General features: G+C 44.8%; 29 protein-coding genes. 14 read left to right on the forward strand and 15 right to left on the reverse strand.

The window, feature by feature from the left end; translation table 11 throughout:
* Positions 1–317: 317 nt before the first annotated feature.
* The gene (locus tag F6J90_RS22440; protein WP_366513821.1) at positions 318–587 is read right to left on the reverse strand and encodes a hypothetical protein; all 270 of its coding nucleotides are present in this window, start codon (positions 585–587) and stop codon (positions 318–320) included.
* Between the two features lie 882 nt (positions 588–1,469).
* Positions 1,470–2,462, reverse strand: coding sequence for a hypothetical protein (locus tag F6J90_RS22445; protein ID WP_293098478.1), 993 nt, complete (start codon positions 2,460–2,462; stop codon positions 1,470–1,472).
* 117 nt (positions 2,463–2,579) lie between these two features.
* On the opposite strand from F6J90_RS22445, the gene F6J90_RS22450 reads away from it, so the two are divergent.
* Positions 2,580–2,744, forward strand: a complete 165-nt coding sequence (locus tag F6J90_RS22450) for a hypothetical protein (RefSeq protein WP_083305265.1) — start codon at positions 2,580–2,582, stop codon at positions 2,742–2,744.
* A 335-nt stretch (positions 2,745–3,079) separates the two neighbouring features.
* On the opposite strand, the gene F6J90_RS22455 is transcribed toward F6J90_RS22450, so the two are convergent.
* The 4 genes from F6J90_RS22455 to F6J90_RS22465 form a co-directional block, all read right to left on the reverse strand.
* Positions 3,080–3,736, reverse strand: coding sequence for a Uma2 family endonuclease (locus tag F6J90_RS22455; protein ID WP_293098480.1), 657 nt, complete (start codon positions 3,734–3,736; stop codon positions 3,080–3,082).
* 220 nt (positions 3,737–3,956) lie between these two features.
* Positions 3,957–4,199 (reverse strand): hypothetical protein, encoded by a 243-nt coding sequence (locus F6J90_RS43700; RefSeq protein ID WP_366513822.1) that lies wholly within the window; start codon positions 4,197–4,199, stop codon positions 3,957–3,959.
* A complete protein-coding gene (locus tag F6J90_RS22460; protein WP_366513823.1) occupies positions 4,193–4,924 on the reverse strand; it encodes a Uma2 family endonuclease in 732 nt (243 codons plus the stop codon). Before F6J90_RS22460 ends, F6J90_RS43700 begins: the two co-directional genes overlap by 7 nt.
* 31 nt (positions 4,925–4,955) lie before the next feature.
* Positions 4,956–5,474: a DUF29 family protein gene (locus F6J90_RS22465; protein WP_293098483.1), complete on the reverse strand. Its 519-nt coding sequence runs from the start codon at positions 5,472–5,474 to the stop codon at positions 4,956–4,958.
* Positions 5,475–5,601: 127 nt separating this feature from the next.
* On the opposite strand from F6J90_RS22465, the gene F6J90_RS22470 reads away from it, so the two are divergent.
* From F6J90_RS22470 to F6J90_RS22485, 4 genes are all read left to right on the forward strand, one after another.
* A complete protein-coding gene (locus tag F6J90_RS22470) occupies positions 5,602–5,742 on the forward strand; it encodes a hypothetical protein (protein WP_293098486.1) in 141 nt (46 codons plus the stop codon).
* On the forward strand, positions 5,685–5,876 hold the full coding sequence (locus F6J90_RS22475; protein WP_293098488.1) for a hypothetical protein: 192 nt from the start codon (positions 5,685–5,687) through the stop codon (positions 5,874–5,876). The genes F6J90_RS22470 and F6J90_RS22475 overlap by 58 nt, the downstream gene beginning before the upstream one ends.
* 390 nt (positions 5,877–6,266) lie before the next feature.
* Positions 6,267–6,473 carry a hypothetical protein gene (locus F6J90_RS22480; protein WP_293098491.1) on the forward strand — a complete coding sequence of 69 codons (207 nt, stop codon included), beginning with the start codon at positions 6,267–6,269 and terminating at the stop codon, positions 6,471–6,473.
* A 369-nt stretch (positions 6,474–6,842) separates the two neighbouring features.
* Entirely contained in the window at positions 6,843–7,451 is a 609-nt protein-coding gene (locus F6J90_RS22485; protein WP_293098494.1) for a hypothetical protein, read from the forward strand.
* 4 nt (positions 7,452–7,455) lie between these two features.
* On the opposite strand, the gene F6J90_RS22490 is transcribed toward F6J90_RS22485, so the two are convergent.
* Positions 7,456–7,596: a hypothetical protein gene (locus F6J90_RS22490; protein WP_293098497.1), complete on the reverse strand. Its 141-nt coding sequence runs from the start codon at positions 7,594–7,596 to the stop codon at positions 7,456–7,458.
* A gap of 1,072 nt (positions 7,597–8,668) precedes the next feature.
* Here F6J90_RS22490 and recJ point away from each other — a divergent pair.
* Positions 8,669–11,575 carry a single-stranded-DNA-specific exonuclease RecJ gene (recJ, locus tag F6J90_RS22495; protein WP_293098500.1) on the forward strand — a complete coding sequence of 969 codons (2,907 nt, stop codon included), beginning with the start codon at positions 8,669–8,671 and terminating at the stop codon, positions 11,573–11,575.
* Entirely contained in the window at positions 11,556–11,684 is a 129-nt protein-coding gene (locus F6J90_RS22500) for a hypothetical protein (protein WP_293098503.1), read from the forward strand. The genes recJ and F6J90_RS22500 overlap by 20 nt, the downstream gene beginning before the upstream one ends.
* Here F6J90_RS22500 and F6J90_RS22505 read toward each other — a convergent pair.
* Entirely contained in the window at positions 11,677–11,898 is a 222-nt protein-coding gene (locus F6J90_RS22505; protein WP_293098505.1) for a hypothetical protein, read from the reverse strand. The two genes, F6J90_RS22500 and F6J90_RS22505, sit on opposite strands and share 8 nt — an antisense overlap.
* 241 nt (positions 11,899–12,139) lie before the next feature.
* On the opposite strand from F6J90_RS22505, the gene F6J90_RS22510 reads away from it, so the two are divergent.
* Both F6J90_RS22510 and sir read left to right on the forward strand, forming a co-directional pair.
* Positions 12,140–12,688, forward strand: a complete 549-nt coding sequence (locus F6J90_RS22510; RefSeq protein ID WP_293098508.1) for an outer membrane beta-barrel protein — start codon at positions 12,140–12,142, stop codon at positions 12,686–12,688.
* 349 nt (positions 12,689–13,037) lie between these two features.
* Positions 13,038–14,990 carry a sulfite reductase, ferredoxin dependent gene (sir, locus tag F6J90_RS22515; protein WP_293098511.1) on the forward strand — a complete coding sequence of 651 codons (1,953 nt, stop codon included), beginning with the start codon at positions 13,038–13,040 and terminating at the stop codon, positions 14,988–14,990.
* A 383-nt stretch (positions 14,991–15,373) separates the two neighbouring features.
* Here sir and coaE read toward each other — a convergent pair whose 3' ends face one another.
* Positions 15,374–15,976, reverse strand: a complete 603-nt coding sequence (coaE, locus tag F6J90_RS22520) for a dephospho-CoA kinase (protein WP_293100692.1) — start codon at positions 15,974–15,976, stop codon at positions 15,374–15,376.
* Positions 15,977–16,108: 132 nt separating this feature from the next.
* Entirely contained in the window at positions 16,109–16,264 is a 156-nt protein-coding gene (locus F6J90_RS22525; protein WP_293098514.1) for a hypothetical protein, read from the reverse strand.
* 160 nt (positions 16,265–16,424) lie between these two features.
* Between F6J90_RS22525 and F6J90_RS22530 the strand changes: the two genes are divergently transcribed.
* On the forward strand, positions 16,425–16,886 hold the full coding sequence (locus F6J90_RS22530) for a DM13 domain-containing protein (RefSeq protein WP_293098516.1): 462 nt from the start codon (positions 16,425–16,427) through the stop codon (positions 16,884–16,886).
* On the opposite strand, the gene F6J90_RS22535 is transcribed toward F6J90_RS22530, so the two are convergent.
* Positions 16,871–17,014 carry a hypothetical protein gene (locus tag F6J90_RS22535; protein WP_293098519.1) on the reverse strand — a complete coding sequence of 48 codons (144 nt, stop codon included), beginning with the start codon at positions 17,012–17,014 and terminating at the stop codon, positions 16,871–16,873. The genes F6J90_RS22530 and F6J90_RS22535 overlap by 16 nt on opposite strands.
* 204 nt (positions 17,015–17,218) lie before the next feature.
* Positions 17,219–19,135 carry a M48 family metallopeptidase gene (locus tag F6J90_RS22540; RefSeq protein ID WP_293098522.1) on the reverse strand — a complete coding sequence of 639 codons (1,917 nt, stop codon included), beginning with the start codon at positions 19,133–19,135 and terminating at the stop codon, positions 17,219–17,221.
* A 213-nt stretch (positions 19,136–19,348) separates the two neighbouring features.
* Here F6J90_RS22540 and F6J90_RS22545 point away from each other — a divergent pair, with 213 nt between their 5' ends.
* From F6J90_RS22545 to F6J90_RS22555, 3 genes are all read left to right on the forward strand, one after another.
* Positions 19,349–20,269 (forward strand): NAD(+) kinase, encoded by a 921-nt coding sequence (locus F6J90_RS22545; RefSeq protein ID WP_293098524.1) that lies wholly within the window; start codon positions 19,349–19,351, stop codon positions 20,267–20,269.
* A gap of 40 nt (positions 20,270–20,309) precedes the next feature.
* Complete coding sequence (locus F6J90_RS22550; protein ID WP_293098527.1) at positions 20,310–20,486, forward strand: hypothetical protein; 177 nt, start codon at positions 20,310–20,312, stop codon at positions 20,484–20,486.
* A gap of 96 nt (positions 20,487–20,582) precedes the next feature.
* On the forward strand, positions 20,583–21,440 hold the full coding sequence (locus F6J90_RS22555; protein WP_293098530.1) for a DUF4231 domain-containing protein: 858 nt from the start codon (positions 20,583–20,585) through the stop codon (positions 21,438–21,440).
* A 222-nt stretch (positions 21,441–21,662) separates the two neighbouring features.
* Here F6J90_RS22555 and F6J90_RS22560 read toward each other — a convergent pair whose 3' ends face one another.
* The 3 genes from F6J90_RS22560 to F6J90_RS22570 form a co-directional block, all read right to left on the reverse strand.
* On the reverse strand, positions 21,663–22,736 hold the full coding sequence (locus F6J90_RS22560) for an ABC transporter ATP-binding protein (RefSeq protein WP_293098532.1): 1,074 nt from the start codon (positions 22,734–22,736) through the stop codon (positions 21,663–21,665).
* A gap of 197 nt (positions 22,737–22,933) precedes the next feature.
* Positions 22,934–23,203, reverse strand: coding sequence for an Asr1405/Asl0597 family protein (locus F6J90_RS22565; RefSeq protein ID WP_293098534.1), 270 nt, complete (start codon positions 23,201–23,203; stop codon positions 22,934–22,936).
* 751 nt (positions 23,204–23,954) lie between these two features.
* Positions 23,955–24,239 (reverse strand): hypothetical protein, encoded by a 285-nt coding sequence (locus F6J90_RS22570; protein WP_293098537.1) that lies wholly within the window; start codon positions 24,237–24,239, stop codon positions 23,955–23,957.
* A 111-nt stretch (positions 24,240–24,350) separates the two neighbouring features.
* Between F6J90_RS22570 and F6J90_RS22575 the strand changes: the two genes are divergently transcribed.
* Entirely contained in the window at positions 24,351–26,912 is a 2,562-nt protein-coding gene (locus F6J90_RS22575) for a HEAT repeat domain-containing protein (RefSeq protein ID WP_293098539.1), read from the forward strand.
* The last annotated feature ends 7 nt before the right edge of the window (positions 26,913–26,919 follow it).

The raw sequence follows: 26,919 nt of genomic DNA on the forward strand, positions 1-26,919 counted from the left end.
TGCAGAGGTTCCCTCTTCCCTGCACCCAACGCTATAGTTTTTTGGTTAACTACTTAGGATTTAGGCTTAGGACTTAGGCATTAACCGGGTTTGTTACCGAGTTTTGTGGTTACCCAGTTTGTAAGCATTCAGCCAAAGGCTGAAAGCTGAAAGCTGAAAGCTGAAAGCTGAAAGCTGAAAGCTGAAAGCTGAAAGCTGAAAGCTGAAAGCTGAAAGCTGAAAGCTGAAAGCTGAAAGCTGAAAGCTGATAGCTGATAGCTTACCCCAGTTTTGCCTAAGTCCTGCTACTTTGACTATAGTTTTTACTATAGTGTTGACTATATTTTTACTCTAGCGCTTACTGTATTAATTTCCTCTTGCTCCGGGTCTCGGTCAAAAATGAGTATATATTTCATGTCAGGCATCAGTCTGCGCAGAACTTGTAGATGAGCCTCAGCGTCAGTTCGGCGACGAAAGCGAGCGACAATAATTCGCTGCATTTTGGGAAGTGGCTTGATAATACACCATGGGCTTAGTCGATCGCGGTAGGTCATAGCACCCTGCTCCATCATGTTTGATTGATTATTCTGTTGACACTCCCCGACCATTAGGCGCGGGGATTCCTAGATCAACGAGCCGCCTTAAACCGCCGTATTCCTATCTTTGACTCCGCCAAAAACAGGACAGTACTTAAACCAAAAACCCGTCAAGACCAAGTTCTTAGTCAATTTACGACAGACCCAGAGGGCGATTCTCCCTTGGCGTTTGGTTACTTAATAGGAAGTGCCTTAAGAAGTCCGTTTCCCTTCCTTGTCACCTTCGGTGTGCCCCACCGTACCATTTTTTTTAAAGCGTGATTTCCCTGGGTTCACACGCCAACGGTTAATTGACGATTGGGTTTTTAAAGAGGATTTTCCCTACCCTCTGGGTATTACTACTTTTAGGTCATGCAGTGGCGGATCTTTCTTCCGGTTGCGCCTCGGTTTTTCAGCCTGTACCCTATACTTCTAATATACTATAGCGCTATATAATTGTCAACCTCTTGCCAGAAGTTTTTTAGGCTAAAAGCGCGCTAGTCACTTTCATCTCCGCTCGCTTTGTGGCGGAGTTTTCAGTGTTAGGATCTCTAATAAAACTACAGTTATAGCCGTTAGATCCTTAAGCAGTTGAACCCTTCAATACAGTGGTTTTGCCGCCTCTATTTTCTACGGTGATCTGACCACGGTTAGATCACCTAAATAGTCTACTTGCAGTTGATCTGCTTGTATGGATGTCCAACCCTCCGACCTTATCTATAAAAGCAGCTACAGTAGAATGCTGTGTTGCCAAATTGCCGATTTGAATAAAAAAGCTTCCGTTATCTGTTAGCCATTAATATCATGTCAGGATAATTACCCTTAATAAAAATCCCCCCATCTCCCCATCTCCCCATCTCCCCATCTCCCCATCTCCCCTTAATTATGGGTATTCAACCAGACTTGATATAACCATTACCCATCCCCGATTTGCTGTTGATGATCAGGACATAGCAAATTCCTAACTACCTGGGGAATCTCCTCAAAATGCTCCAAGAGAAAATCCATCAGGGCAAGATGGCGCAAATCAATAGGCTGGGGACGGCGATAGTTGTGACCGCTGGAAAACCAGCGCTGAACGGTGGCAGTTGAGCGAGAGCAGATACTAGCGATTTGTTCGTAATTCACATCCCATTTATGATAGAATTGTCTTGGAGTCATACCCAATTGGCAGTTGCTGTAGAGTTCAATTAGATCTTGCTCTCGTTGAGTTAGAGTCCGGGGAGGGGTTCTATATTGATCATCGAAACGGTATCTCCCAGAAGGAGTTCGTAGCACATTGGGGGATTTCAAATAATTTCTAGGGCCAACAGCCTCAGTGCAAGTCCAAGAATAGGAATCTTTATAGTTGGTTGTTAGCGTAGGCTTAGGATGCCGAGGTTCAATGTCTTCTTCCCAAGCTGTGTCAGCAACGATCCAAGCCGCACTAGGAGAGTCTTTCTCAAGCCAGATCAGGTAGCAAATTGCCCATTGGCTTTGATGCCTGGCGTAGGCGTAGAAGAATCCGATCACAACACCCCAGTCCATTTGACCGTTTAGAGGTCGCCACCTAATCGGTGATCCTGTTTGATAACGGGGTGTTGCTGTAGGGTTCCAAGCACCTGGGGGGTCTATTGATGGGGGCGCGATTTCTGTTTTAATGGGGTCAAACAGTATATCTGAGTCTCCCTGGCGGATGCTATTTAAATAACTGGCTATCAGTTTTCCGGTCAGATTCTGAGTTAGGTGCTGGATAAGGACGGTAGCTAGAGTTTTTAGTTCTGGTTCTTCTATATCCATTGACTCTGCATTGAAGTCGGCATCCCCGTAGCTTTTCAAATGGGACAACAGTTGTGTGATGCCGAATTCATCTAAGGCTTGCTGATAGGAAGGAGGCTGATCGCTTTTTTCTCTAACTGTTTCTACCATAGGAAACTTGGGGATAATCACATCAATAGTATACGCTTATGTATATAAAAGATACATTTTAAGTACAAATAATGTAAAATTTGACATCAACTAACAGGTGAACTTAGAATAGAGATTATGAGCAAACGTATACAAGTAACCTTACCCGACCGGATTGCAGACGATTTACAGCGATGGGCTGATTACGATGGACGCCCTCTATCTAACCTTGCTGCTTACCTTCTAGAACGTGCTGTTACCGAGGCCAAGAAAGAAGGTGTTGAATGGGACAAAGAGTCTTGATCTCCACCAACGGTTGATTAGGCCATGAGCCAGAGCGCGCTAATCGTGCTTTATTTTAATAACTAGTATGGCTCAAGTAATCGAAGCTAGAAATATCAGCTTGTAAGGTGGGCAAAAACAGTTTGTTTGTTTTGAGTATTCTAGATTAGATTACTTTGCCCACCCTACTTTAATTGGTATTTTTTGTACAGGCAAGTCCCTAATCTAAGCTAGAAATCTCAGTCTGTATAAATTCGAGGATAAGTTTAGGCAGCAACACCTTAATAATCCTCATTAAGGTATTGCTGAATACTCTATTCAGCAACGCCTTAAAACCAAATACTTTAGCCGCAACGTTAATCCTCTGGTAGATTTTCCCTCACCCATTTACGCCAAGCTAAAATCATGGTAGTGTCATCCTGGGTTTCTGCCTGCTGCAAAAACTGATTGATAATTTCTACAGAAAGAATCTCAAAGGTGAAATTGTCCTGACAACGAACATATTCTCCATTTTGCAGCCGGTAAATCTCTACAGTTTGTCCTATATAACGCCAAACTTCAGGCACTCCTATCTGCTTGTAAATCCCAAATCGCCGACTGGATGAACTGGTAATATCCACTTCAATCACCAAGTCTGGTGGAGGATCAGTGGCTAAATCTACTGTCCTGCCTTGAATACAGTCAACATTACCGATGTAGTAGCAAGAGTCAGGTTCTGCACCATGCTCTAAGTCCTCCCGATTCAGGGTTGTAGAAGCAAACCCTTTGACCCGAAGATTAAGTTCTTCGGTTAAGGTATTCACCATCCGTTCTAGCAGCTGCTTGTATGTCTCATGGCGATCTGAGGGCATCGTGATTTCTAGCATTCCTTGAGCATAGGCAAGACGCGAGGTTCGATGATCTCCTAAGTCTGCCAATAGCGCCTTGTACGTCTGCCAACTGACGTTTTGTAAGACAATTCTTTGGGTAGTTTTGACCGGTGAATCCTCATCTGAACTAAAAGTACTGGCCATTGATGCAGTGATTGTGGTGAAAACGCGAACGACCGTAGGTCACGCTACGCGAACGCACAAATCCTTAACAGAAATGCAGCGCGGTCTTGGGGAGCCAGTGCCGCCAAAGAGGGTTCCCACGGGGCAAACAGCGGTGCGGAGGCAGGTTCCGCACACAGACCCATGCGCCATGAGCAACTGCCGTGCAAACCCCCATTCGCGACTCCATCAAGACAGCGACTTAATCCAATTGGTCTGGATTAATACCTAACTCACGCAGTCGCGCCGCCAAACGTTCTGCTCGTTGCTTAGCTTCTATAGCTTCGAGCTGAGCTTGTACTAACTCCTCGCTTGCTAGAGGAATCAAATTGCCCTCAAGGGTCATCCAGCGTAACCATAATCGGGGGATATCGCGAAAACTCCCATGGCACAACCTTAAACTTAATTCCAACTCCGGCATCAGTAACCGTCCCTGATTTAGCACTGCGGGTTTGTAGTGATCACCAACCAGATGAAACCTTTGTAACTCATTGGTGTAGCGATGCAGCGCGGTCTTGGGGAGGCAGCGCGGTCTTGGGGGTTCCCCCCATGAGCGACTGCCGTGGTTTCCCCCATGAGCGACTGCATCAAGAAGCGACTAAAAATTACATAGTAAGGTACTCGCAGAATCTGCTCATAAACCTGCCACTTAGTCGGAGGTTTTCCCGGTGCGCTCACCGTTTGACCATGATCTTCATCTTCGGTGCCAGGAGATAATAACTCCACCACTACAAAGCGATGCAGCGCGGTCTTGGGGGTTTCCCCCATGAGCGACTGCATCAAGAATGGACTGACTTGTTCTTGCCATATGACATAACTCAAACGTAGGTCTTGGCCTTGATAAAGCCGAGGCACACCTACTACACCAAACCAATCCGGTCGCTTATACCAACCGGGATGGTTGAGATCATAGTAAAGATTGAGGTCACAAGCACTAAAGACTAACTCTGGGTTGGAGTTGGCAGGGGCAAAGGTTAAAAATAGTAGTAGGGGTTGAAAAAAGCGATGCAGCGCGGTCTTGGGGGTTTCCCCCATGAGCGACTGCATCAAGAAATGAAATTCGTCAGGCAAACCAGGTTCGTTGGGATTTTCGCTGGGTAAGTCATACATTGTCGGCAAGGTTTGCCGAGGTGAAATTAGTGGCTGTGATGGATACGGAAGGGAAGTCATAGGTATTGTCGATTGTGAATAACTCGATTTATCATTGTGTATCTTGGTTCCAATAAGAACCTCCTGGTAATTGAGTTAAATAGTCATTAATAAATAAAGGTAAATCCTTTTTTGAATGGAGGTATGTCAAAGCCAGCAAATCTTGAGTTGTTTGCCTCAGCTGAGCTCTATCTACTAGTTTTGAAAGTTGAGCTGGAGTATAGGCACCATTGAGAACCTCCACACTCGCCGTGGAAATTGCTGCCTCCAGTTCATTGTCAATCAATGACTGCCATTGATCAGCATTGATAGTATAAGTTTTTTGGTTATCTTTGAGATTCAGTTTTTGGATTTCCCGAATGAAATCACGAATTGAAGCTGCCCAAGAATTTGTCAAACGCTCCTCTACTTGGTTTTTAATCAAGTTAATCAATGCCTTGTTTAAATAGGATTCAATCTGATGCACAGTTGCGCGTTTAGTCATCTGTTCCAACTCATCTACAATTGCTAAGGCATCTGCGTAGCGTCCCTCTAGGATACTTATTCTGAGATCGATTAATTCCTGAGTCATACCCCAGTCCTCACAGATTTATCGTTCTCTTTAGCCTATCGAAGAAACTGCACAAGTCATCTGCCACGCATATTAACTAAATAAAGTCAATAGCACGGTGCTAGGAAAATAGCTTTCAGGGCAAAAAATGGGTAACGGATGTAACCGATGGCACTATCGGGAAGATAGGGAAAGTGTGGGAAGTGTGGGAGGTGTGGGAGGTGTGGGGAGATGGGGAGATGGGGAGATGGGGGGAGATGGGGAGATGGGGAGAATTTTCGAGGAATAGTCGGGATTTTCGGCAAATTTATCGAACCATCAGTTTTGTCACTTAGCGATGCATCGCTTCTTCGTTGTTTTCCTTTTCCTGTGCTGAGGTTAAGTCCCATGTTTTACCCAAATGTAAAAAACCTACCCCTGTGAGGCAGGGAGCAGGGACTTCGGAGCTGGGATTAGGGAGTAGGGATTAGGGAGTAGGGATTAGGGAGTAGGTAACAGGGGAAAAAAATTATCACAATTCATAGTATCCCTATATTTATGGAGCATACCATTTTGGCAAATCTATCTTTTTATGTGGGCTATAAAATCACGGTCATACAGCTTAATTCGGTAGGTTTATTCCAAAGTGGAATGCTGCCTATATTTAAATTATAAACCAATCCAAATATTAATTTTTAATTTATTTTAAATATTCGTTAAGCCCTTGAAAATAACTAAATTCATCAACTATGTTAATGACAACTCTTACCACAATAGTAATCATAAAATATTAAATCTTTTTTTCCAAATATTTCCAAAAATATTAACAAGATTATGCTCGATCAAACTCCTAGCAAGACAGGTCCAGGACCGCAGCAAATTAAACATATACTGATTGGTTCTGCGAGGGATGTTCGGGTGACAATCTACACACTTTCTTCCCTGGGCTACGGGTCGGTGAATGAATGGAGTACACCCCAACCTACTGGAAATCCTGGTGAGGTGATCAGTATGTTGATTCGATATCTGCTACTCGATTAAGATAGCAATTTGCCAGGGATTGAATCCCTGGCTAGAATGGACAAAGTGTAATCATGATTTCTGTGTCCACCACTGGTGGATGTAGATGCAGCTTAGCTGTACTGGTGGAATTTTTGTTAATGCATTCGGTCAAGGATTGGGGTTAACCAGGACTTGACCGATTTTTTTATGAAGGATTAAGGATCAATTTCTGTTTGCTTGATTTATATCATGTCAGGATAATTACCCTTAATAAAAATCTCCCCATCTCCCCATCTCCCCATCTCCCCATCTCCCGATCTCCCCACCCTCCCCACCCTCTCCTTAATTATGGGTATTCAACCAGACTTGATATTAGGATTGCTATAGGAGACATGAGAAATACAGATCATGGCATATAGCGACTTTACAACTATCTACAAAGTCCAAACGACTTTTAACCTCCTTCTTGATGAGGGGGATACTATATTTAAGGATATTGCCCCGATCGAGCCCAGTGATCACTTGAAAACCACGCTTAAGGAAAATCTGCCGATCACGAATGCTATCAATACCGAAAAAGCTCGTTCTGAGTTAGTTATTGCTCCGGTTTTACTGGAAGTGCGCCGTCTGCTTGATTTCCAAATCGGTTTTTTTTCTGGAATTGAGTTTAATGTTGATAAACGAAGTGGATTAAATGGATACTGTGATTATATCCTTACTGCTTATAAGGAAATCTATGAAATTCGGACACCAGTTGTCACTCTAGTGGAGGCAAAAAATGAAAATATTAAGGGGGGATTAGGACAGTGCATTGCGGAAATGGTAGCAGCTCAGAGATTTAATCAACAACAGGATCAGGATATTGATGCTATCTATGGAGCTGTGACTACTGGCACGAATTGGAAGTTTCTCAAGTTGGTGAATCAATTGGTGTTTATTGATTTGGATGACTATTATATTAAGGAAATTGATCTGATCCTGGGAATATTGGCACATCCGTTTAAGCAGTATCTCTAGGATTTCATTTGAGATGTGAACATAGTCGCGCTTGGAAAAGGCAAGAGGCAAGAGGCAAGAGGCAAGAGGCAAGAGGCAAGAGGCAAGAGGCAAGAGGCAAGCTAGCAAGAGGCAAGCTAGCAAGAGGCAAGCTAGCAAGAGGCAAGAGGCAATAGGCAAGCTAGCAAGAGGCAATAGGCAAGCTAGCAAGAGGCAAGCTAGCAAGAGGCAAGAGGCAAGCTAGCAAGAGGCAAGAGGCAAGCTAGCAAGAGGCAAGAGGCAAGCTAGCAAGAGGCAAGCTAGCAAGAGGCAATAGGCAAGCTAGCAATAGGCAAGCGTCGTATATAGGTATTTTTGGTAAGGTCAAGAACTGTCATCGGGTGGAGAAACTATGGTGCTGATGAGAGTGATGGGTTACTCGGCTCTGTTGAGGATTTGCCATAGCTTGCTCTTGGGACAGACAAAACCGACAAAACAGACTTTTGAGGCTGATTGACTGACAAGACCCTTGAAATACTGATTTTCCCGTAGGTTGGGTTAGGGATAGCGTAACCCAACGAAACCCTCATTGGTTTTGGGTTTCGTTGCCTCAAGCCAACCTACTCCATGATCTAAAGTCAGTCAACCAGCTTTTGAGGTGTCAAAAAATCATTTTTGTGGTATAGTTCCCTTTGACCATCGTCCTGGACAGACGATGGGGGATTTTTGTTTGGGTAGAAATTTTTTCTTACCCCATGATTTTTCTTCCTTTATGTTTTGCTTGGGCAGAAGATTTTTCTTCTCCCAGGTTTTTTTATATCTTCTTCACCATTCTTCTACTACCTCAGTTCGATGTCAGAAGTTGGCAGTTTTTTTGAGGAAACAGGAGACAGAAGTCATTTGTGCTCATAATACTCCATAATTTATCATGATAATCCAGAATTAACCGCAATTGCTGATAAAACTCTGATTAATGGCTAATTAACTGGGAAATAATTTATTCTGATACCAAGTTGGGGTCAAACGTACAACTTTCTCTTCCGCCAATCTCCCCATCTCCCCATCTCCCTATCTCCCCATCTCCCCATCTCCCCATCTCCCTATCTCCCTATCCAACCAATCTACTCTCTTTGAATGCAACTCGGTATGACTCCTGAGTTCTCGATAAAGTGGGTTATGGGTCGCTCTGATTAAGTTAGTATTTTTGTACTAACTCGACTAACTATAAGCGATCGCAAATCAGGTTCATGTCCCAATCCATGTCCGAATCCATTTCTCAATCCCAATGGCAAGTCCTAGCGCCACCTGACTTTCCTCAGTGGTTCATCGAAGCTGTCAAATCCCATACTCATGGCTATTCGGGAGGTTATGCTGCTCAACTGCTGTGGCAACGGGGAATACGAGAGGAGAAACAACTGGCTGGTTTCCTCAATCCAGATTTGTATCAACCTACCAGCCCTTTTGATTTTGGACAGGAAATGAAATGGGCAGTAAAACGCCTACTGCAAGCCCGTGAGGCTGGGGAAAAGGTTGCTATATGGGGGGACTTTGATGCCGATGGAATCACGGCTACTAGTGTCCTCTGGGAAGGACTGGGACAGTTTTTCTGGCAGCACCAACAGCTAAGTTACTACATTCCCAATCGGATGACGGAATCCCATGGTTTGAATTGTCCAGGAATTGACCAACTGAACGCTTCTGGGGTGAAACTTATCGTTACCTGCGATACTGGCAGCACGAATCTGAGGGAAATTGATTATGCTCACCAATTGGGAATGGATGTGATTATCACTGACCACCATACTCTACCAGATGACCGTCCGCCAGTGGTTTCTATCATCAATTCCCGCTATTTTGCTGAAAGTCATCCTTTATTTCATTTGTCTGGAGTGGCGGTAGCCTATAAGTTAGTGGAAGCGATGTATCAGGTTTTACCTAATATTCCCCAACAACGGTTAGAGGGGTTGCTGGATTTGGTGGCAATTGGTCTAATTGCGGATTTAGTGGAATTATCTGGAGATTGTCGTTACCTGGCACAACGGGGGATTGAACAATTGAAGCAGCAACTGAAAACTCGCTCTCGTCCTGGTGTAGCGCGATTGTTAGAGTTGTGTAAACGCAGTGGCGATCGCCCGACGGATATTTCTTTCGGACTTGGCCCGAGAATTAATGCTGTAAGTCGGATTCAAGGAGATGCTTCATTTTGTGTTGAGTTACTGACTAGTAAGGATGAGAAACGTTGTAAGCAACTGGCTTTAGATACGGAATTAGCTAATAGCCGCCGCATGTCTTTACAAAAAGATATTACTAAGCAAGTTAAGGATAAACTTGCCCAACTTGATCTGTCTACTACTAATGTGATTGTCTTAGAGGATCCCCAATGGCCGGTTGGTGTTTTAGGCTTAGTAGCAGGTGAAATTGCTCAGGAATACGGACGCCCGACGATTTTGTTAAGTACCGTTTTGTTAAGTACTGAAAGTAGCGATAGAGAAAGCAAACTGGTAGAAGCCGGTTTAGAGGATAAACACTCCTATAGTATAGCACGGGGTTCGGCTCGTTCTGTTAATAATATTGATCTTTATGAATTAGTCAATTCCCAAGCTCATTTGTTGCATCGCTTCGGAGGTCATCCTTTTGCAGCTGGGTTGAGTTTGCCAGTGGATAATATTCCTTTATTTACGGAAGCGATTAACCAGCAGTTGGCACAAAAACTAGGGACTACGGGTGCTTTGATGATGCCAGCTATAGAAGCGGATTTGGTGGTTAAGGTTGCTGAGTTGGGCAAAGCACTATTTGATGAGTTGAAACACCTGGAACCTTGTGGGATAGGTAATCTTGTGCCAAAATTGCTGATTAAAAACTGTTGGTTTGAGCAGGTTTGGCATCGTAATGCTAAGGATTTGAGAAGGCGGAAAGTACAGTATATTAAAACTAAATTTGAAATTTGGGATGACTCTACGAGTATGGGTTTTCCTGGAATTTGGTGGGGACATTATCAGGATGAAGTCCCTAAAGTTAGATGTAATGCTGTTGTGGAATTAGACTATAATAATTACGAAAAACGTCCAGAAGTGCGCCTCGTTGCTGTGCAAACTTGCCAAGAAAATGATTTTGTCCAGTCTTGTTTACAGGTCTCTAATCAGCTGGATTGGATTTTAGATTGGCGGGGACAAGAGTTACAGGTTGGCAGGTTGAAGGTTGAAGGTTCCGAAGGGTTGAAAGTTTGCAGGTTGAAGGTTGAAGGTTCCGAAGGGTTGAAAGTTGGCAGGTTGAAGGTTGAAGGTTCCGAAGGGTTGAAAGTTGGCAGGTTGAAGGTTGAAGGTTCCGAAGGGTTGAAAGTTGGCAGGTTGAAGCTTGAAGGTTCTCAAGAGTTACAGGTTGGCAGGTTGAAGGTTGAAGGTTCCCCAGACAAGCTTCAACCAGATAACCTTCAACCAGATAACCTTCAACCAGACAACCTTCAAGCAAATAACCTTCAACCTCCTAACCTTCAACCTCCTAACCTTCAACCTCCTAACCTTCAACCTCCTAACCTTCAACCTCCTAACCTTCAACCTCCTAACCTTCAACCTCCTAACCTTCAACCTCCTAACCTTCAACCTGATAACCGGCAAGGTTTAACTCCTCTAATGGTTTATGAGTGTCCGACCAGTTGGGATGAGTTACAAGTATGGTGTAGGAGAGCGATACAGGCAGAACGACAATTAGCGATCGCATATCCACGGCCTAAACAACTATCTGCCCAAGACACCTGGAAAAAGTTGCTAGGAATTGCTAAGTTCCTCAGTCGTACGGGTCAATGGGCTACTTTGGTGCAATTGCAGGAGAAGTTGGATTTAAGCGATCGCACTGTTGAGTTAGGACTGAATGCCCTATCAGTGATTGGTTTTGAAGTTTCTCACCAGGACTGCGGGGTACAAATAAGCTGGCATCCGAGGGAGTGGTCTTCCGATTGGCCGTTGGCCACGCTACACGATTGGCCAACGGCCACGCTACGCGAGCGGACGAATGTTGCTGGAAATGATGCGATTGCGCTACGCGCACGCTGCGCGAACGCATTATTTTTTGCTGCCATTGAGGAGGAACAGTTCCGACGTCAGTATTTTTACCAGGTGCCTCTGTCTACCATTGCCGGATATAGCATGGTTGGTATCAAACAAGATTAGACGTAAGCAGTCAGCAGTCAGCAGTCAGCAGTCAGCAGTCAGCAGTCAGCAGTCAGCAGTCAGCAGTCAGCAGTCAGCCTTGGCCTTGGCCGTTGGCCACGCTACGTGAATGGGTCATAGCTGTTCGCGCAGCCTGGGCGTAGCACATCACTGATGGCTGATGGCTGATGGCTGATGGCTGATACCTGATACCTGATGGCTGATGGCTGATGGCTGATACCTGATACCTGATGGCTGATGGCTGATGGCTGATACCTGATACCTGATGGCTGATAGCTGATAGCTAAATGCTTACAATCTGTGACACCTTCTAAACAGTCCACTAAGAAAACACAGACATTCGATTAATTGATAGAACCGACTCTCTTTTAAAGAGTATCAACTAATTAGGGATGCTAAAACTAATCCGGATTTTTTCTAGTTATATCCGGATTCGCCAGATTCAAGTCATCTCAAGGTTTTCAAGTATTTAGATTTTTTTTTATAACCTGAGGAACCTTTTGTTTATTCCCAACGACTTGTAGAGAAAGGAACAAAAAATTAACTAGTTTGAGGAAATAAACAATGCAAGGTTTACTGAAATCTATTTTCACCATTTCTACTTTAGCTGCTACAACAATTGCTCCCGTTTTACTAGGAAATAGTATGGCTTCCGCTAATCCCGGAGCAGAGGATCTCAGCGTCAAAGGTACAGATGCTAGCTACATTGGGGTTGGTCTGGCCGCCGGTGTAACTAGTGATGGACAAGGAAATGACCAAAATATTGGTGGTAATATTACGACTCGTCTGACAACTTCAAAGCTTCCAGTGTCTCTAAGAGGTGATATTCTTTTCAATGAAGACAATACCGCGATTATTCCTAGTGTTTCTTTTGACCTAGGCGTAGCCAAAAATACTAATGTTTTTGCTAGTGTTGGTTACTCTTTTGTGGAAGATGACGGAGACAATACACCCATAGGTAATCAAGATGCTTGGGTGCTTGGCGTGGGTGCTGAAAGCCAAATTGCTAAGGATGTTTTGGTTTACGGCAATACTAAGGTAGGTCTTAACGCTTACGAAAATAGTTCAGGTGAGTCTGTCAGTGTTCAAGTGGGTGCAGGCTACCGTTTCTAAACTTAGTATGTCCATTCTCAAAGGGAAAGGATGAAGGATGAAGCATGAAGGATGAAGTATAAAGGATGAAGTATGAACTGTCAAATACTTCAACTGAGGTGACAACAATCCTCTTGTGCATCTACTCGCTGCTTTGGCGAATCTACTAGCTTCAACCTTCCTTCAACTCTTCCCTTTCCTCTTTGCCGGTATCTGCTTCAATGACACTGAGTGGGTTTGGAGAAATTTTAGGATTTCTAAAGTTATGGATCCAATGGGCAACGGTAGTATTAGGATCTAATCATTAACCGTAATCCCGACCGATTTATCGGGAATTATACTTATTCATCTTTTTAGATCCGTCGAAGCAATGGTTGTATCTCAGACTCCTAAAGCCCGCAAACCCTCTAAGATTGAAGGAATTAAAGAACGCAGTAACTTCTTGCGTGAACCGGTGGCAACTGAACTGCTACAGGATACCACTCATTTTACAGAAGACGCTATTCAAGTTCTTAAGTTTCACGGGTCTTACCAGCAAGACAACCGAGATAACCGGGTCAAGGGTCAGGAAAAAGACTATCAGTTCATGCTGCGCACTCGAAATCCTGGAGGATTTATTCCACCAGAGCTTTATCTGACTCTAGAGCAGTTGTCAGAAGAGTATGGTAACCATACCCTACGAGTAACTACCCGTCAGGGTTTTCAGATTCATGGCATTCTCAAGAAGAATTTGAAAGCGACAATTGCTGCAATTGTCCGCAATATGGGGTCAACCTTGGGTGCTTGTGGAGACCTCAACCGCAATGTTATGGCTGCACCAGCACCATATAAAAATCGACCAGAGTATCAGTATGCTTGGGAGTATGCTGATCGGATTGCTGACTTACTTACACCTCAAACCGGTGCCTATTACGAGATTTGGCTGGATGGGGAAAAGGTAATTAGTGCTGAGGAAGCTCCGGAGGTGAAAGCAGCACGGCAGCGCAATGGTAATGGTACTATTTTCCAGGACAAAGAGGAACCAATCTACGGGGAACACTATATGCCCCGGAAGTTTAAGTGTTGCGTAACGGTTCCCGGGGATAACTCGATTGATATCTATACCCAAGATGTGGGGTTGGTGGTAATTACCAACGACCAGGGAGAACTGGAGGGATTTAATGTTCTGGCTGGTGGGGGTATGGGTCGCACCCACAATAAAGAAGAAACCTTTGCTCGTCTAGCTGACCACATCTGCTATGTTGAAAAAGATGATATCTATGACTTGGTTAAGGCAATTGTGGCAACCCAGCGGGATTATGGCGATCGCGTAAACCGCCGTCATGCCAGAATGAAGTACCTAATCAATGATTGGGGTGTCGATAAGTTCCGGGAAAAAGTAGAAAGCTACTTCGGTAAAACCCTGGCACCGTTTAAGCCCTTACCCCCATTTAAGTACGAAGATTATTTGGGTTGGAACGAACAAGGAGACGGAAAGCTATTCCTGGGGATATCGATTGAGAATGGTCGGGTCAAAGATGAAGGGAATTTCCGACTCAAAACAGCTCTGCGGGAAATTACTAAGGAATTTGCCCTACCGATGCGGCTTACTGCTAACCACAATATTATTCTCTATGAGATTGACCCGACCCACCAGCAAGCCCTGAATCAGATTCTAGAACAGCACGGTATTCAAGTCACTCCAGAAGGGATTGAACCGTTAGTGCGCTATTCGATGGCTTGTCCAGCTTTACCTACCTGTGGTTTAGCGGTTACGGAATCAGAACGGGCGCTCCCTGGCATGGTTGAGCGGATTCGGTTACTGCTAGACAAATTGGGGTTAGACAAGGAATATTTTGTGATCCGAATGACCGGTTGTCCTAATGGCTGTGCTAGACCTTATATGGCAGAGTTGGGATTTGTCGGTAGCGCACCAAAAGCTTATCAAGTTTGGCTGGGAGCTTCACCAGATCAAACTCGGTTATCACGAGCCTATGTGCAGAAAATGCCAGAAAGTGAGCTGGAATCTTTCTTTGAACCAATTTTTGTGCAGTTTCGGGAAGAGCGCAAACCTCAGGAGAGTTTTGGGGATTTTTGCGATCGCATTGGCTTTGATGCCCTTCGGGAATTTTCCGCTAACTATGAGCTAGGTAGTGGTGTGGTTAATCCAGATGCCAAGCTAGCAAGTAAGAAATCCTCAGCTAAGAAATCTTCTACTGCTAAAAATCGCCGTCGAATTAGCATTCCCGAAGAAGTCCATGCTCGTCTTAAGGAAGCTGCTGCTAACCAAGGGAAAAGTATGACGGAGTTGGCAGCAGAAGCTCTGGAAGCTTATTTGTCATAACCAGGTTAGCAGGTTTGCAGAATGAAGAATGAAGAATGAAGAATGAAGAATGAAGAATGAAGAATGAAGAATGAAGAATGAAGAAGGCAGAATGAAGAAGGCAGAATGAAGAAGGCAGAATGAAGAAGGCAGAATGTAAAAGGTGAAATAAATTCTAAATTCTAAATTTTAAATTCTAAATTCTAAATTTTAAATTCTAAATTTTAAATTCTACTTGGTGGTGCGTTACGGGGCGGGCTATTCTAATAGTGGCTACCCAGTGGAAAATTAGGGCGAGCCCGCCCCTAACGCACCCTACATTATAAATTATAAATTATAAATTATAAATTATAAATTATAAATTATAAATTATAAATTATAAATTATAAATTATAAATTATAAATTATGGATGATATGGATTGCTAGCAAGAGCAGTAGATACTTGTTGGATTAGAGCTTCTTGGGTAGAGGAGTTATCTAAAACTAGATCAGCAAGTGCTATTTTTTGCTGGAGGGGGAGTTGGCTGTTGATCCGGGCTTGAGCTTGTTCTTTAGAGATGCGATCGCGTTTCTGGATCCGTCTGAGCTGTTGTTCTGCTGAGCAGCTGACTACCCAGATTTCTGTCACTAAGTCTGTCATCTTAGCTTCAAATAGTAAAGGGATGACTAAGATGACTGTAGGAGCAACTATGGTATCGAGTTCAGATTGAAAGCGATCGCGTACATAAGGATGGATTTGTTGCTCTAACCACTGTCGCTCAGCTGGGTTACTAAAAATTATCTCTCCCAAGCGTTTGCGGTTCAGGGTACTGTCACTGTGCTGCACTTGTAAACCGTAGCGCTGATAAATCTGTTTCAGGATTGGTGAATCTGGTTGTACTGCTTCTCTGGCATAGATATCCGCATCTAAAATCGGTAGCCTATAGGTATCAGCTAGGTAATTCGATACAGTGGTTTTTCCCGTGGCGATACCACCGGTTAGACCAATGATGCGTTTTTGATTCATGGGCGTTAAGTATAAAATCGGTTGTGATATCAGGGATGCGATCGCACCTGTTGGTAACAAATCCCTGCTACCAGGTGAGGTGGTGGGTTACAGCGCAATTCATTGCCACCCTACAGTAGCTGAGGGCTGATATCATGTTAGGATAGTTACCCTTAATAAAAATCTCCCCCATCTCCCCATCTCCCACACTCCCCACACTCCCCACACTTCCCACACTTCCCACACTTCCCACACTTCCCACACTTCCCACACTTCCCGCGCCCCCGCCCCTAGATTATGGGTATTCAACCGGACTTGATATGAGTGGGTGAGTGGTTCAGTTTTCTTTTCTAAATCTCATCTAACTTTCATTTATTCGTTAGGGTGATTTCAGAATGGTAGTTCATTCTAATAATTAAGCAACTAAAGCAATGATTCAATTCATTTTTGATTACTAGGAGGAAGTGTTATGAAACGTCTGATTGTTGGTGGTTTATCCGTATTGTTAATGGCAGCAGCAACTCCGGCTGTGCAAGCAGAAACAACTGTTGTTAAACAAAAGTCTTTAAACAATGCTCTGGTCAGTCAACGAATAGCCTCTACTATCGCCACAGGAAGCTTTATCACCGTTGATAGAGGGCATCGCACTCAAGGAAATGTAAAGATTGTCAATGAAAATGGTAAACGCTATCTAGAATTCGATCAATCCTTTAAAACTGGTAGTGGCCCCGATGTGAATGTACTCCTGTATCGGAACAGCAGTGTACCTCGTAAAATTCGGCCACAAGACTATGTAACCCTCGCCCGAATCAAGCAATTCAGTGGTGCTCAACGGTATGCTATTCCTGACGACTGGAATCTTGACGAATTTGGCTCTGTAGCAGTTTGGTGTCGTCGCTTTAACATCACCTTTGGTTACGCTGCCCTATAAAAGAGGTACTTTCGTCCTGGGTTAATGGGAGTAGGGAGTAGGGAGTAGGGAGTAGGGAGTAGGGAGTAGGGAGTAGGGAGTAGGGAGTAGGGAGTAGGGAGTAGGGAGTAGGGATGCAGCGCAGTCAAAAGGAGCTAGTTACTCATCGCCCCATCGCTCAATCGCCCCATCTTCCCACACTTACCACACCTGTCACGCCTCCCATCTAGCGGTTTCTAGCCTAATGAGGTACACAGGATTTTTTCCCTGCTCCCTGCTCCCTGCTCCCTGTTCCCTGTTCCCTAAAACCCAATAATTTGTACCTCACCTAATTGAAAACAGCTATACTAACATTAATTAGCAATTAAGGATTGATTAACAACATTCTTATAAATTGGCGAAATTGCTGTTTTTCGCAGTGCTTTTTTCAAGGATTTATTCGTACTATTTAAAATAGTGATCCAGGTCTGACCAGGACATTCTAATTCATCGGCTAGACGGTCAATCAGTTGTTGGTCTTTAGTAGAGCTATTCGACTCCAAAAAATGACGCTCACGGCTGACACCGAGGATGTAATAGGGATTGTCTGGAAAAAATAGCACCACTTTGCGCACTAAATAAGCTTCTTTAATCTCAGGGTAACCAGCAAGTTGTTGTTGTAAGGCCGCTTCTACCTCAGCCGATAGTCCGTGGGGTTGAAAGCGATCGCCCTGACTGAAACCAGAGCGCTCTTCCTGTGCCAGGGTCAGTAATTCATGATGTTTGGCAGCTCTTTGACGATATTGGTCTGCTTCTGCGTCACGTCCTTGGCGTCTTAGAAACCCATAAATTGATTGAGTGCCACTCAAGACACTATCTGGGTCTCGTGCCATCGCCTGCTCCAGGTAATCAATACCAGCTTCATTATCTTGCGCGATTAAGATTTGCCCTAGTAAATAATTGGCGGATACATGGTCAGCTTGCCTGGTCAGTACTGACTTTAATAACGGGATTGCTTCTTGGGTGCCGACTAAATCTAATGTCCAACGAGCACGATTCCAGGCTTCCTCAACACTAAGGGGAGAGTGGGCAGCTTTTGCCTCTAAAGCTTCTAAGGATTGGCGTATCGCCTGAGCCTGGGTATAGTTTTGTCGCCATTGGTAATTGATAGTAGTGTGCCATTGACGCTCCAACTCTTGAGTCAGGGGTAGTAAAGCTTTACCCAAAAACTGCTCAGCTGCTGTTACTTTGACGAGTATGGGTAAGCTAGGCGTTGGCTTGAAGGGATATTTCAAGGCTTTTAGCCGTTCCAACAGACAAGGATGGGTATCGGCATAATGGGTTTGAGACATCAACGCTGACCTAATCCACTGTTGTTGCTGATTGGGTTCAATGGGACTAGAAAATGCCTTAGCTAAATCTTGCAAAGGGGTTTGTGGAGGATTGGGTTGATGGTAGGCTTGCTGATAAATGTCATTCCAGAAAGATTGTTCTAAGTACTGAGCTTTGACCTGAACACTCAGCAGCGCTTCGGCAACGTGCTGACTACCTGCTAACTCGGCAGCACAGCGGTCAGCTTCGTATTCATTAGCACGGGCAAGTACGAAAGAATAGGCATTGAAAAAGGGGGAATACCAATTAAAAAAGCCATGAAACAGCACTGTTGCTCCGGCATGTTGACTTTTTTCCAATTGTTGCCAAATCTGCTCCCAAGTTTGACGCAGTCGATAAATCCAGCCTGCAAAGGAACTGTGCTTGCCAGATAGATGTCCCAATTCATGGGCAAGGACGGCTCGAAATTGTCTAGGAGAAAGGGCTTGGAGTAAAGGCAGTCCTAAGATTAAGTAGTTTTGTTGCCATCCCAGTAAGCCCAGACGAGGAATCTGGACTACTGCTGCATTAAATTCGCTGGTCAGGAGAACATGGTGAAAGGAAGGAGCTTTTAGAGCTTGGGTCAACTCATCAATCAAGGCAAACAGGTTTGGGACTTGCTGGCGCTGTAGTTTTAATCCCTGGGGTGGTGGAAAACTCACCCATAGCGATCGCATAATCATCCAGGCTGGCACCAGCAAAATCATGATCAGTTGAACCATGCCACGATTGATCCGACCACTGTAGTAAATCAACAGTACTACTAGTCCGAGGACTCCTAACAATCCTGCCAAGACCAGAAAAATGTAGGCATAACCCAGTGCAGCTAGAAGTCCTACACGCAGCTTATAATTATCGGGATATTGTTGGGCATAATCTTCGAGTTTCTTGACTAAGGTATCAAATTCTTCGTTTGTCATGGGTTAATCTCCTATTGACTCAGTCTCTTTGACCCAGTCTCTAGTTATAGTTAGCCCAAGTTGGTAGTCTTCTTGATCAAGAAAACGCCTTTTAGACAATTAAATTTATTTGACAATTTAATTATTTCCCCAATTTCCCCGCAAAGATCAGGTAACACTTAACCCAACGCTCTAGAATAACAGTGAACACTAGGGGTAAGCCAGAACAGTAACGTGCAGCTAAAGCAAGTCATTATTATTCACAAAGCTGGAGACTCCCAAGGAAAACGTTGCGCAGAAAAATGCGCTCGGGAGTTGGAAACACGCCAGTGCAAGGTTCTGATCGGACCTAGTGGCGCGAAAGATAATCCCTACCCAGTCTTTTTAGCTTCTGCCACCGAAGCCATTGATTTGGCAGTGGTTCTCGGGGGGGATGGGACAGTATTGGCAGCCGCAAGACATCTGGCTCCGGAAGGAATACCAATTTTGGCAGTAAATGTTGGAGGTCATCTGGGATTTCTGACCGAACCCATCGAAGAATTTAAAGACACTGAGCAAGTTTGGGACCGACTATTAGAAGACCGCTATGCAGTTCAGCGGCGGATGATGTTAGAGGGGGCTGTGTTTGGGGGAAACCGCACTGACATTACACCAGTTAGCGATCGCTTTTTGGCACTCAATGAAATGTGTGTCAAACCTGCCTCTGCCGATCGGATGATTACCTCAATTCTGGAAATGGAAATTGATGGACAAATAGTGGATCAATACCAAGGGGATGGACTAATTGTTGGCACTCCCACTGGTTCCACTGGCTATACTGTTTCCGCTAATGGTCCAATTTTGCACGACTCGATCGAAGCGATCGCAGTCGCACCGATTTGTCCGATGAGCCTTTCCAGTCGTCCTTTCGTCCTCCCCTCTGGCTCTGTTGTCAGTATCTGGCCCTTGGGGGATTATGAGCTAAACACTAAACTCTGGATGGATGGTGTGCTCGCAACCTCTATTTGGCCTGGACAACGAGTGGACGTGCGTAGAGCAGATTGTCAGGCTAAGTTCATTATCTTACGGGAACAGTATTCCTATTACCAGACCTTAAGGACTAAGCTTCAGTGGGCTGGTACGAGAGTCACCTATAGTAACAACCACCGCAATTGATTCACCTGGTTAGTTAATTGGGAAATGGGGAGATGGGGAAATGGGGAAATGGGGAGATGGGGAGATGGGGAGATGGGGAGATGGGGAAGTCTGGGGAGTTGCTAGTGGTGCTTCAGGGGGTCTCGCCGTCATTTTCAACCTCGTAGCCAGGGTTGGGAAAGGCTGCCCCGTAACGCACCACTGGGTCAAACAGCAAAATTTCAAAAATAAATCATAACGGAGGTTAAACGGTGGGATTTCTGAGTATTCTACCAATCAGCAATGCCCACTTGCTAGAATTGACTAGATTAACTTTATTAAGAATTAGATAAAAATGACGAATTTGGAAGCAACGCAAGTTGACGGAATTCCAGAGACTAAAATTCCTAAGACAATAGAGCAAATCTCTTCTTCATCGATTTCAAAACCTTCAGTTTTAATAAGCCTAGGTTCTTATTTATTCCTGGCTGCTGGGGTTGGGGTCGGAATTGCCTCTATTTTTATCTCACACCGTCAAATTTTGCTAATCGTTAGCGCTGCTTGTTTTGCCGTTTTTATATTTATGTTTCTAATTAATAAACAATTGTGGCAAGACTATAAAGAAGCTAATCATGAGTTTCAACTGCTCAAAAAATCTAAACTGTGTAGTGGGCTCTGGTGCGGTAATAATTCCACGGAGAATAACCCGATAACTTTAGCGATAGAAAAAGCTCTAAACTATAGCCAGGAGTTGATTGACGATTATAAAAAGACCCGCAAGACCTCCCGAAATGCTTACTATGTTGCCCAAATGTTAACCATTATTTTATCGGGAATAACACCAATTTTAGTCTTGCTAGACAAGTTAGAAACTGGTTCTGCATTACTAAAGTGGCTCCCGGTAATCTTTCCAGCTGTTGCATCTATTGTTGCTAGTGTCTCGACTTCCTTTCCATTTCAAGAAAATTGGATTGCTGCCAACACTACTGTAGAATTGTTAGAAGCCGAACAGGAAAAATTTGTCTTGGGAGTTACTCCAGCTTATCGCTTTTCTGATTCATCCGATGGTGCGCGACGTCAACAACAATCACAAAAGGCCATAGAACATTATATTGTTCAGGTGAATAAGATTCATCTCAAGCAAGTCCAATCTTCTAATGGCAATGACTCAGGGTCTAATGGAAATGAATCAGTAGAGGAGAAGAAAGCATAACTCCATCTTAAGAATGTAGAATGTAGAATGTAGAATGCAGAATTAAGAATGAAGAATGCAGAATTAAGAATGCAGAATTAAGAATGGTGAAGCTAGAAGCTAGAAGCTAGAAGCTAGAAGCTAGAAGCTAGAAGCTAGAAGCCAAAAGCCAGAAGCCAGAATGGTGAATTCTAAATTCTAAATTCTCTTCAATTCTAAATTCTTAATTCTCAATTCTTCATTCTAAAAAATCGGTACTGATGGGTCAGCTACAGACACTCGCACCCGCTTTCCTACGGGTAACTGAGTGCTAAGGTTGGTGCGAGCGTGGAGTTTGGTGCCGGAAGCGGTTTGTAAACAGTAGCGGTATTCACGACCTAGGAAATGTCGGTCTTGAATCACTACGGTGGAGTTATCATCAGGGTTGAGAAGAACATTTTCTTCCCGAAGCATCAGCTCCCCTTCCTCCAGCTGATCCAGTTTAGTATTAAGTATGGAGTCATTGACTCTGATGGCAAAAGAGCCTACTTCTGTTTCCCATAGGTCTCCTCTGCGTTGGGCTGGTAAAAAGTTGGCTTGGGTGACGAATTCTGCTACAAAGCGAGAGCTGGGATTGGTATAGATTTCTTCTGGTGTCCCCAATTGCTCTAATCGACCAGAACGCATGACTCCCACTTGGTCGGATATAGACAAAGCTTCTTCTTGGTCATGGGTGACAAAAATAGCAGAGGTGCCGGTTTCTTTGAGAATAGCTCGCACTTCCTGACGCAACCGCAGACGCACTTGGACATCGAGATTGCTGAGGGGTTCATCCAATAGAATTAATTTAGGTTGCGGGGCTAAGGCACGGGCTAGGGCTACTCGCTGCTGCTGACCACCAGAGAGTTCGTGGGGATAACGTTTGCCCATGCCAGCTAATCCGACTAATGCGATCGCATCTTCCGTATTACCCTTGACACAGACACCACTCTTCTGTTTCCGATTCTGCTTAAGCCCAAACGCCACATTCTCTGCCACCGTCAGGTGAGGAAATAGAGCATAGTCTTGAAAGACCATACCAGTATTGCGCTGTTCTGGTGGTAACCAATACCCTGGCCCAGTCACTTTCCGTCCTGCCAATACCACTAGTCCCGCTTGGGGTCGCTCAAACCCAGCTACAATCCGCAATAATGTCGTTTTGCCACAGCCAGATGGCCCCACCAATCCCAGTAAATCCCCTTCATACAGGGTAAACGACACATTCCCCACTGCTGGCTCAGTGGTTTGATCAAAGTGTTTAGTAATCCCTTCTAAATGTAGAATTGCTGGTTTTGTCATGAATGGATCTTAAAGGTATTCTTTTAAGGTTTAAGGTTTAAGGTTAATTAGTTGTTCGCGTAGCGTGGCCAAAGGCCAAGGTTGTTCGCGTAGCGTGGCCAAAGGCCAAGGTTGAGTAGACCTGCAGGATCAGTAGTTTAATCTGAGTTATGGAAAGCTGACGGCTGACCGCTGAGGGCTGAATGCTGACCTACTACTTAAAGTTTCTCCTTGCGCCTTTTGCTAGGAAGCCGCCAGGAATCATCGAGCCAGGATATTAACTCCTGGCGCGGAAGGGTTAGCTGTCTAAGGATACTCCAAATTTGAATCAAAGCCGTGACATTATCGATTTCAGCTCTCAAGGGCTGGTCAGTCTGACAGTGACAGGGAATCTCTAGGTCTTGCAAGCGCCGATAGACTTGCCATCGGTCTCCCCAGTTGATCTCAATCACCTGACTGGCCTCTGATTCAGATATAGATGGATCCATAATCAATAATGAAATAGTTTTTTATTAAAAGCTGGAACCAAGCTGCCTTGGTTAAGAGAATATTTGAGCAGCCAGGGATTAGTTATTGCTAATCCTCCCAGACTAGTTTAGTCTATTTAGGTTTCAAATGCAAAGCTTTCTCAACTAATTTACAAAAAAACTATTATTAGGACTTACGAAGTTTACTGGGTTTTGCCCCCCTGCCCCCCAATTTTGGGGGGTAATGATGTCAAAGTCCCCCAGAATTGGGTGATTTAGGGGGCAATTGCGTAGGAAGTTGAGTTGTTTTTGCCCCCCTGCCCCCCAATTTTGGGGGGTAATGATGTCAAAGTCCCCCAGAATTGGGTGATTTAGGGGGCAATTGCGTAGGAAGTTGAGTTGTTTTTGCCCCCCTGCCCCCCAATTTTGGGGGGTAATGATGTCAAAGTCCCCCAGAATTGGGTGATTTAGGGGGCAATTGCGTAGGAAGTTGAGTTGTTTTTGCCCCCCTGCCCCCCAATTTTGGGGGGTAATGATGTCAAAGTCCCCCAGAATTGGGTGATTTAGGGGGCAATTGCCTAAGTCTTGATTATTTCAACAGTTACTAGTCAGACAATAGCACTGGAAGACCGTTAAATGGGGTGATTAGGAGATGGAAAGATCTAGGGCAAGGGGTAGGAACACTTATAGGGAATTTTGTCAACTAAAATCATAACTACAATCACAACCACACCATTTGATGTAGGGTGGGCAGTGCAGCAGAGCAATCAGCTCAGCTCCCGATCCCATCCCAAAGCACTGCCCACCAACTCAGCCGATGTAGGGTGGGCAGTGAGATGTAGGGTGGGCAGTGCCGCAGAGCAATCAGCTCAGCTCCCCATCCCTTACCAAGGCACTGCCCACCAACGGCCCGCCCCAACATATATTGAAACTGGCAAGATGCCAGTTCCACGCCTGATGCCCATTCCACTGGCTGAGCATAGCAGTAGAGCGGGCATCCTGCCCGCCCCAACATATATTGAAACCTGCCCGCCCCAACATATATTGAAACTGGCAAGATGCCAGTTCCACGCCTGATGCCAGTTCCACCAAGCCCATTCCACCACTGCCCAGCTAGAATAAATCACAAGGGTGCAATATAATTCAAACTTCATACAAGATCCTTACGATGATCAATTGGGATCCCTATCTAGCATCAATCCGTGACACCTACGCCCAATGGTGGCAAGTTTATACCCTCACTGATGTCGAAGGCCGCAAGCCCAAGCAGCAGCAACCAACCCCTGTGCTGTTTAACTTTAACCTGATGGTGCAAACCATCAAGTCGGAGCAGCCACAAAGAGACGAAAATCGGGAAGAAGACGAAAATCGGGAAGAAATTGAGCGCTTGCCTGTGCTAGAAGGATTGCGCAAGTATGCTGCTGACCATGTCTTACTAGTGGGACGTCCCGGTTCGGGCAAATCCACTGCCTTAGTGCGATTGTTGGGGGATGAGGGAATACCAGGGAAAATTCCGGTGCTGGTCGAACTGCGATACTACCAGACATCGGTGCTGGAGTTAGTGCGGAATTTTCTGAAACGCCATGGTGTACTCCTCGACTCTACCGAGATTGGCCTACGGCCACGCTACGCGATCGAAAGACTATTGTTTGAAGGACAATTCTGGTTACTGATCGATGGGGTAAACGAGCTACCGTCAGACGCAGCACGCTCGGATTTGACTCAGTTTCGGCAGAATTACCAGAAGACTACTCCCATGATTTTCACCACTAGGGATTTAGGGGTGGGTGGTGACTTGGGGATTCAGAAGAAGTTGGAAATGCAACCCTTGAGTGCAGAGCAAATGTCGGAGTTTGTCCGAAAGTATTTGCCACAACAGGGAGAGCAGATGCTTGAGCAGTTGGGGGTACGGTTACGGGAATTTGGCCAAACCCCCCTACTATTGATGATGCTATGTGATCTGTTTAAGTCTCTAGGCAAGGTACCGTCGAATCTGGGGTTAGTGTTTCGCTCATTTACCGAGCTTTATTCTAAGCAAATCAAGCAAGATGTTAAAGTTTCCGATCAATCAAGAAAATTTTGGCCTGACCTGCTGCAACAGTTAGGGTTTGTAATGACAACAGGGGATAACCCCGATAAACCCGAGGAGATAAGCGTTGCTATTCCTAAGACAAAAGCCGAGGAAATTGTAACTAACTATTTACTTAAGAAGGCTGTTGTCAATCCTAATGTTTGCGCCAGGACTTGGCTTGATGACTTACTGAACCATCACTTGATTCAACAATCAGGAGATTTGATTGAGTTTCGACACCAAATGATCCAAGAATACTATACAGCAGAATATTTATTGAAGCAATTACCAAGTATCAGCGATCAGGAGTTGCAACAGAACTATCTCAATTATTTGAAATGGACAGAACCTCTGGTGCTGATGCTGCAATTGGTAGATGATAAAGTCCAAGCCCAGCGTGTTGTCACGTTAGGGTTAGCAGTGGATTGGCAACTGGGAGCCAGGTTAGCAGGAGCAGTAAAACCGGAGTTTCAGAAGCAGACTGTTGAGTTGGTGGCTGGGTTAAAGGTTCCGAAATTTTTTAAGGTTGAGCTGTTGGAAATAACTGCATCAGAAAAAGCCATACCTGAGCTAAGTAAATACTTGGATCATGACCACCCTGATGTGCGTAGGAGTGCGGCAGAAGCTCTGGGAGAAATCGGGACAGAAGCCACAATTAACCCGTTAATTAAATTGCTGGATGATGACCACCCTGATGTGCGTAGGAGTGCGGCAGATGCCCTGGGAAAAATCGTGACAAAAGCCACAATTAACCCGTTAATTAAATTGCTGGATCATGACCACCCTGATGTGCGTAGGAGTGCGGCAGATGCCCTGGGAAACATCGGGACAGAAGTGGCGATTGACCCCTTAATTAAATTGCTGGATGATGACCACCCTGATGTGCGTAGGAGTGCGGCAGAAGCTCTGGAAAACATCGGCACAGAAGCTGCCATAGAACCCTTAATTAAATTGCTGGATGATAACCACTATGATGTGCGTAGGAGTGCGGCAGAAGCTCTGGGAAACATCGGGACAGATGTGGGGATTGACCCCTTAATTAAAATGCTGCATGGTAACGACTCTAATGTGCGTAGGAGTGCGGCAGAAAATTTGGGGAAAATCGGGACAGAAGCCACCATCGATTCGTTAATTAAATTGCTGAATAATGACAGCTATTTGGTGCGTAGGAGTGCGGCAGAAGCTCTGGAAAAAATCGGTACAAAAGCCACCATCGACCCCTTAATTAAATTGCTAGATGATCACGACTCTGATGTGCGTAGGAGTGCGGCATATGCTTTGGGAAACATCGGGACAGAAGCCGCCATAGACCCCTTAATTAAATGGCTGGATGATGAGAACTCAGATATGCGTAGAAGTGCGGCATATGCTTTGGGAAAAATCGGGACAGAAGCCACCATCGACCCGTTAATTAAATTGCTAGATGATCACGACTCTGATGTGCGTAGGAGTGCGGCATATGCTCTGGGAAAAATCGGGACAGAAGTGGCGATTGACCCCTTAATTAAATTGCTAGATGATAACCACTATGATGTGCGTAGGAGTGCGGCATATGCTCTGGGAAAAATCGGGACAGAAGCCGCCATCGACCCCTTAATTAAATTGCTGGCTGATCACGACTATTCTGTGCGTAGAAGTGCGGCATATGCTCTGGAATAAATCGGGA

The sequence above is a fragment of the Moorena sp. SIOASIH genome, assembly GCF_010671925.1.
In the GTDB taxonomy this organism is placed as follows: domain Bacteria; phylum Cyanobacteriota; class Cyanobacteriia; order Cyanobacteriales; family Coleofasciculaceae; genus Moorena.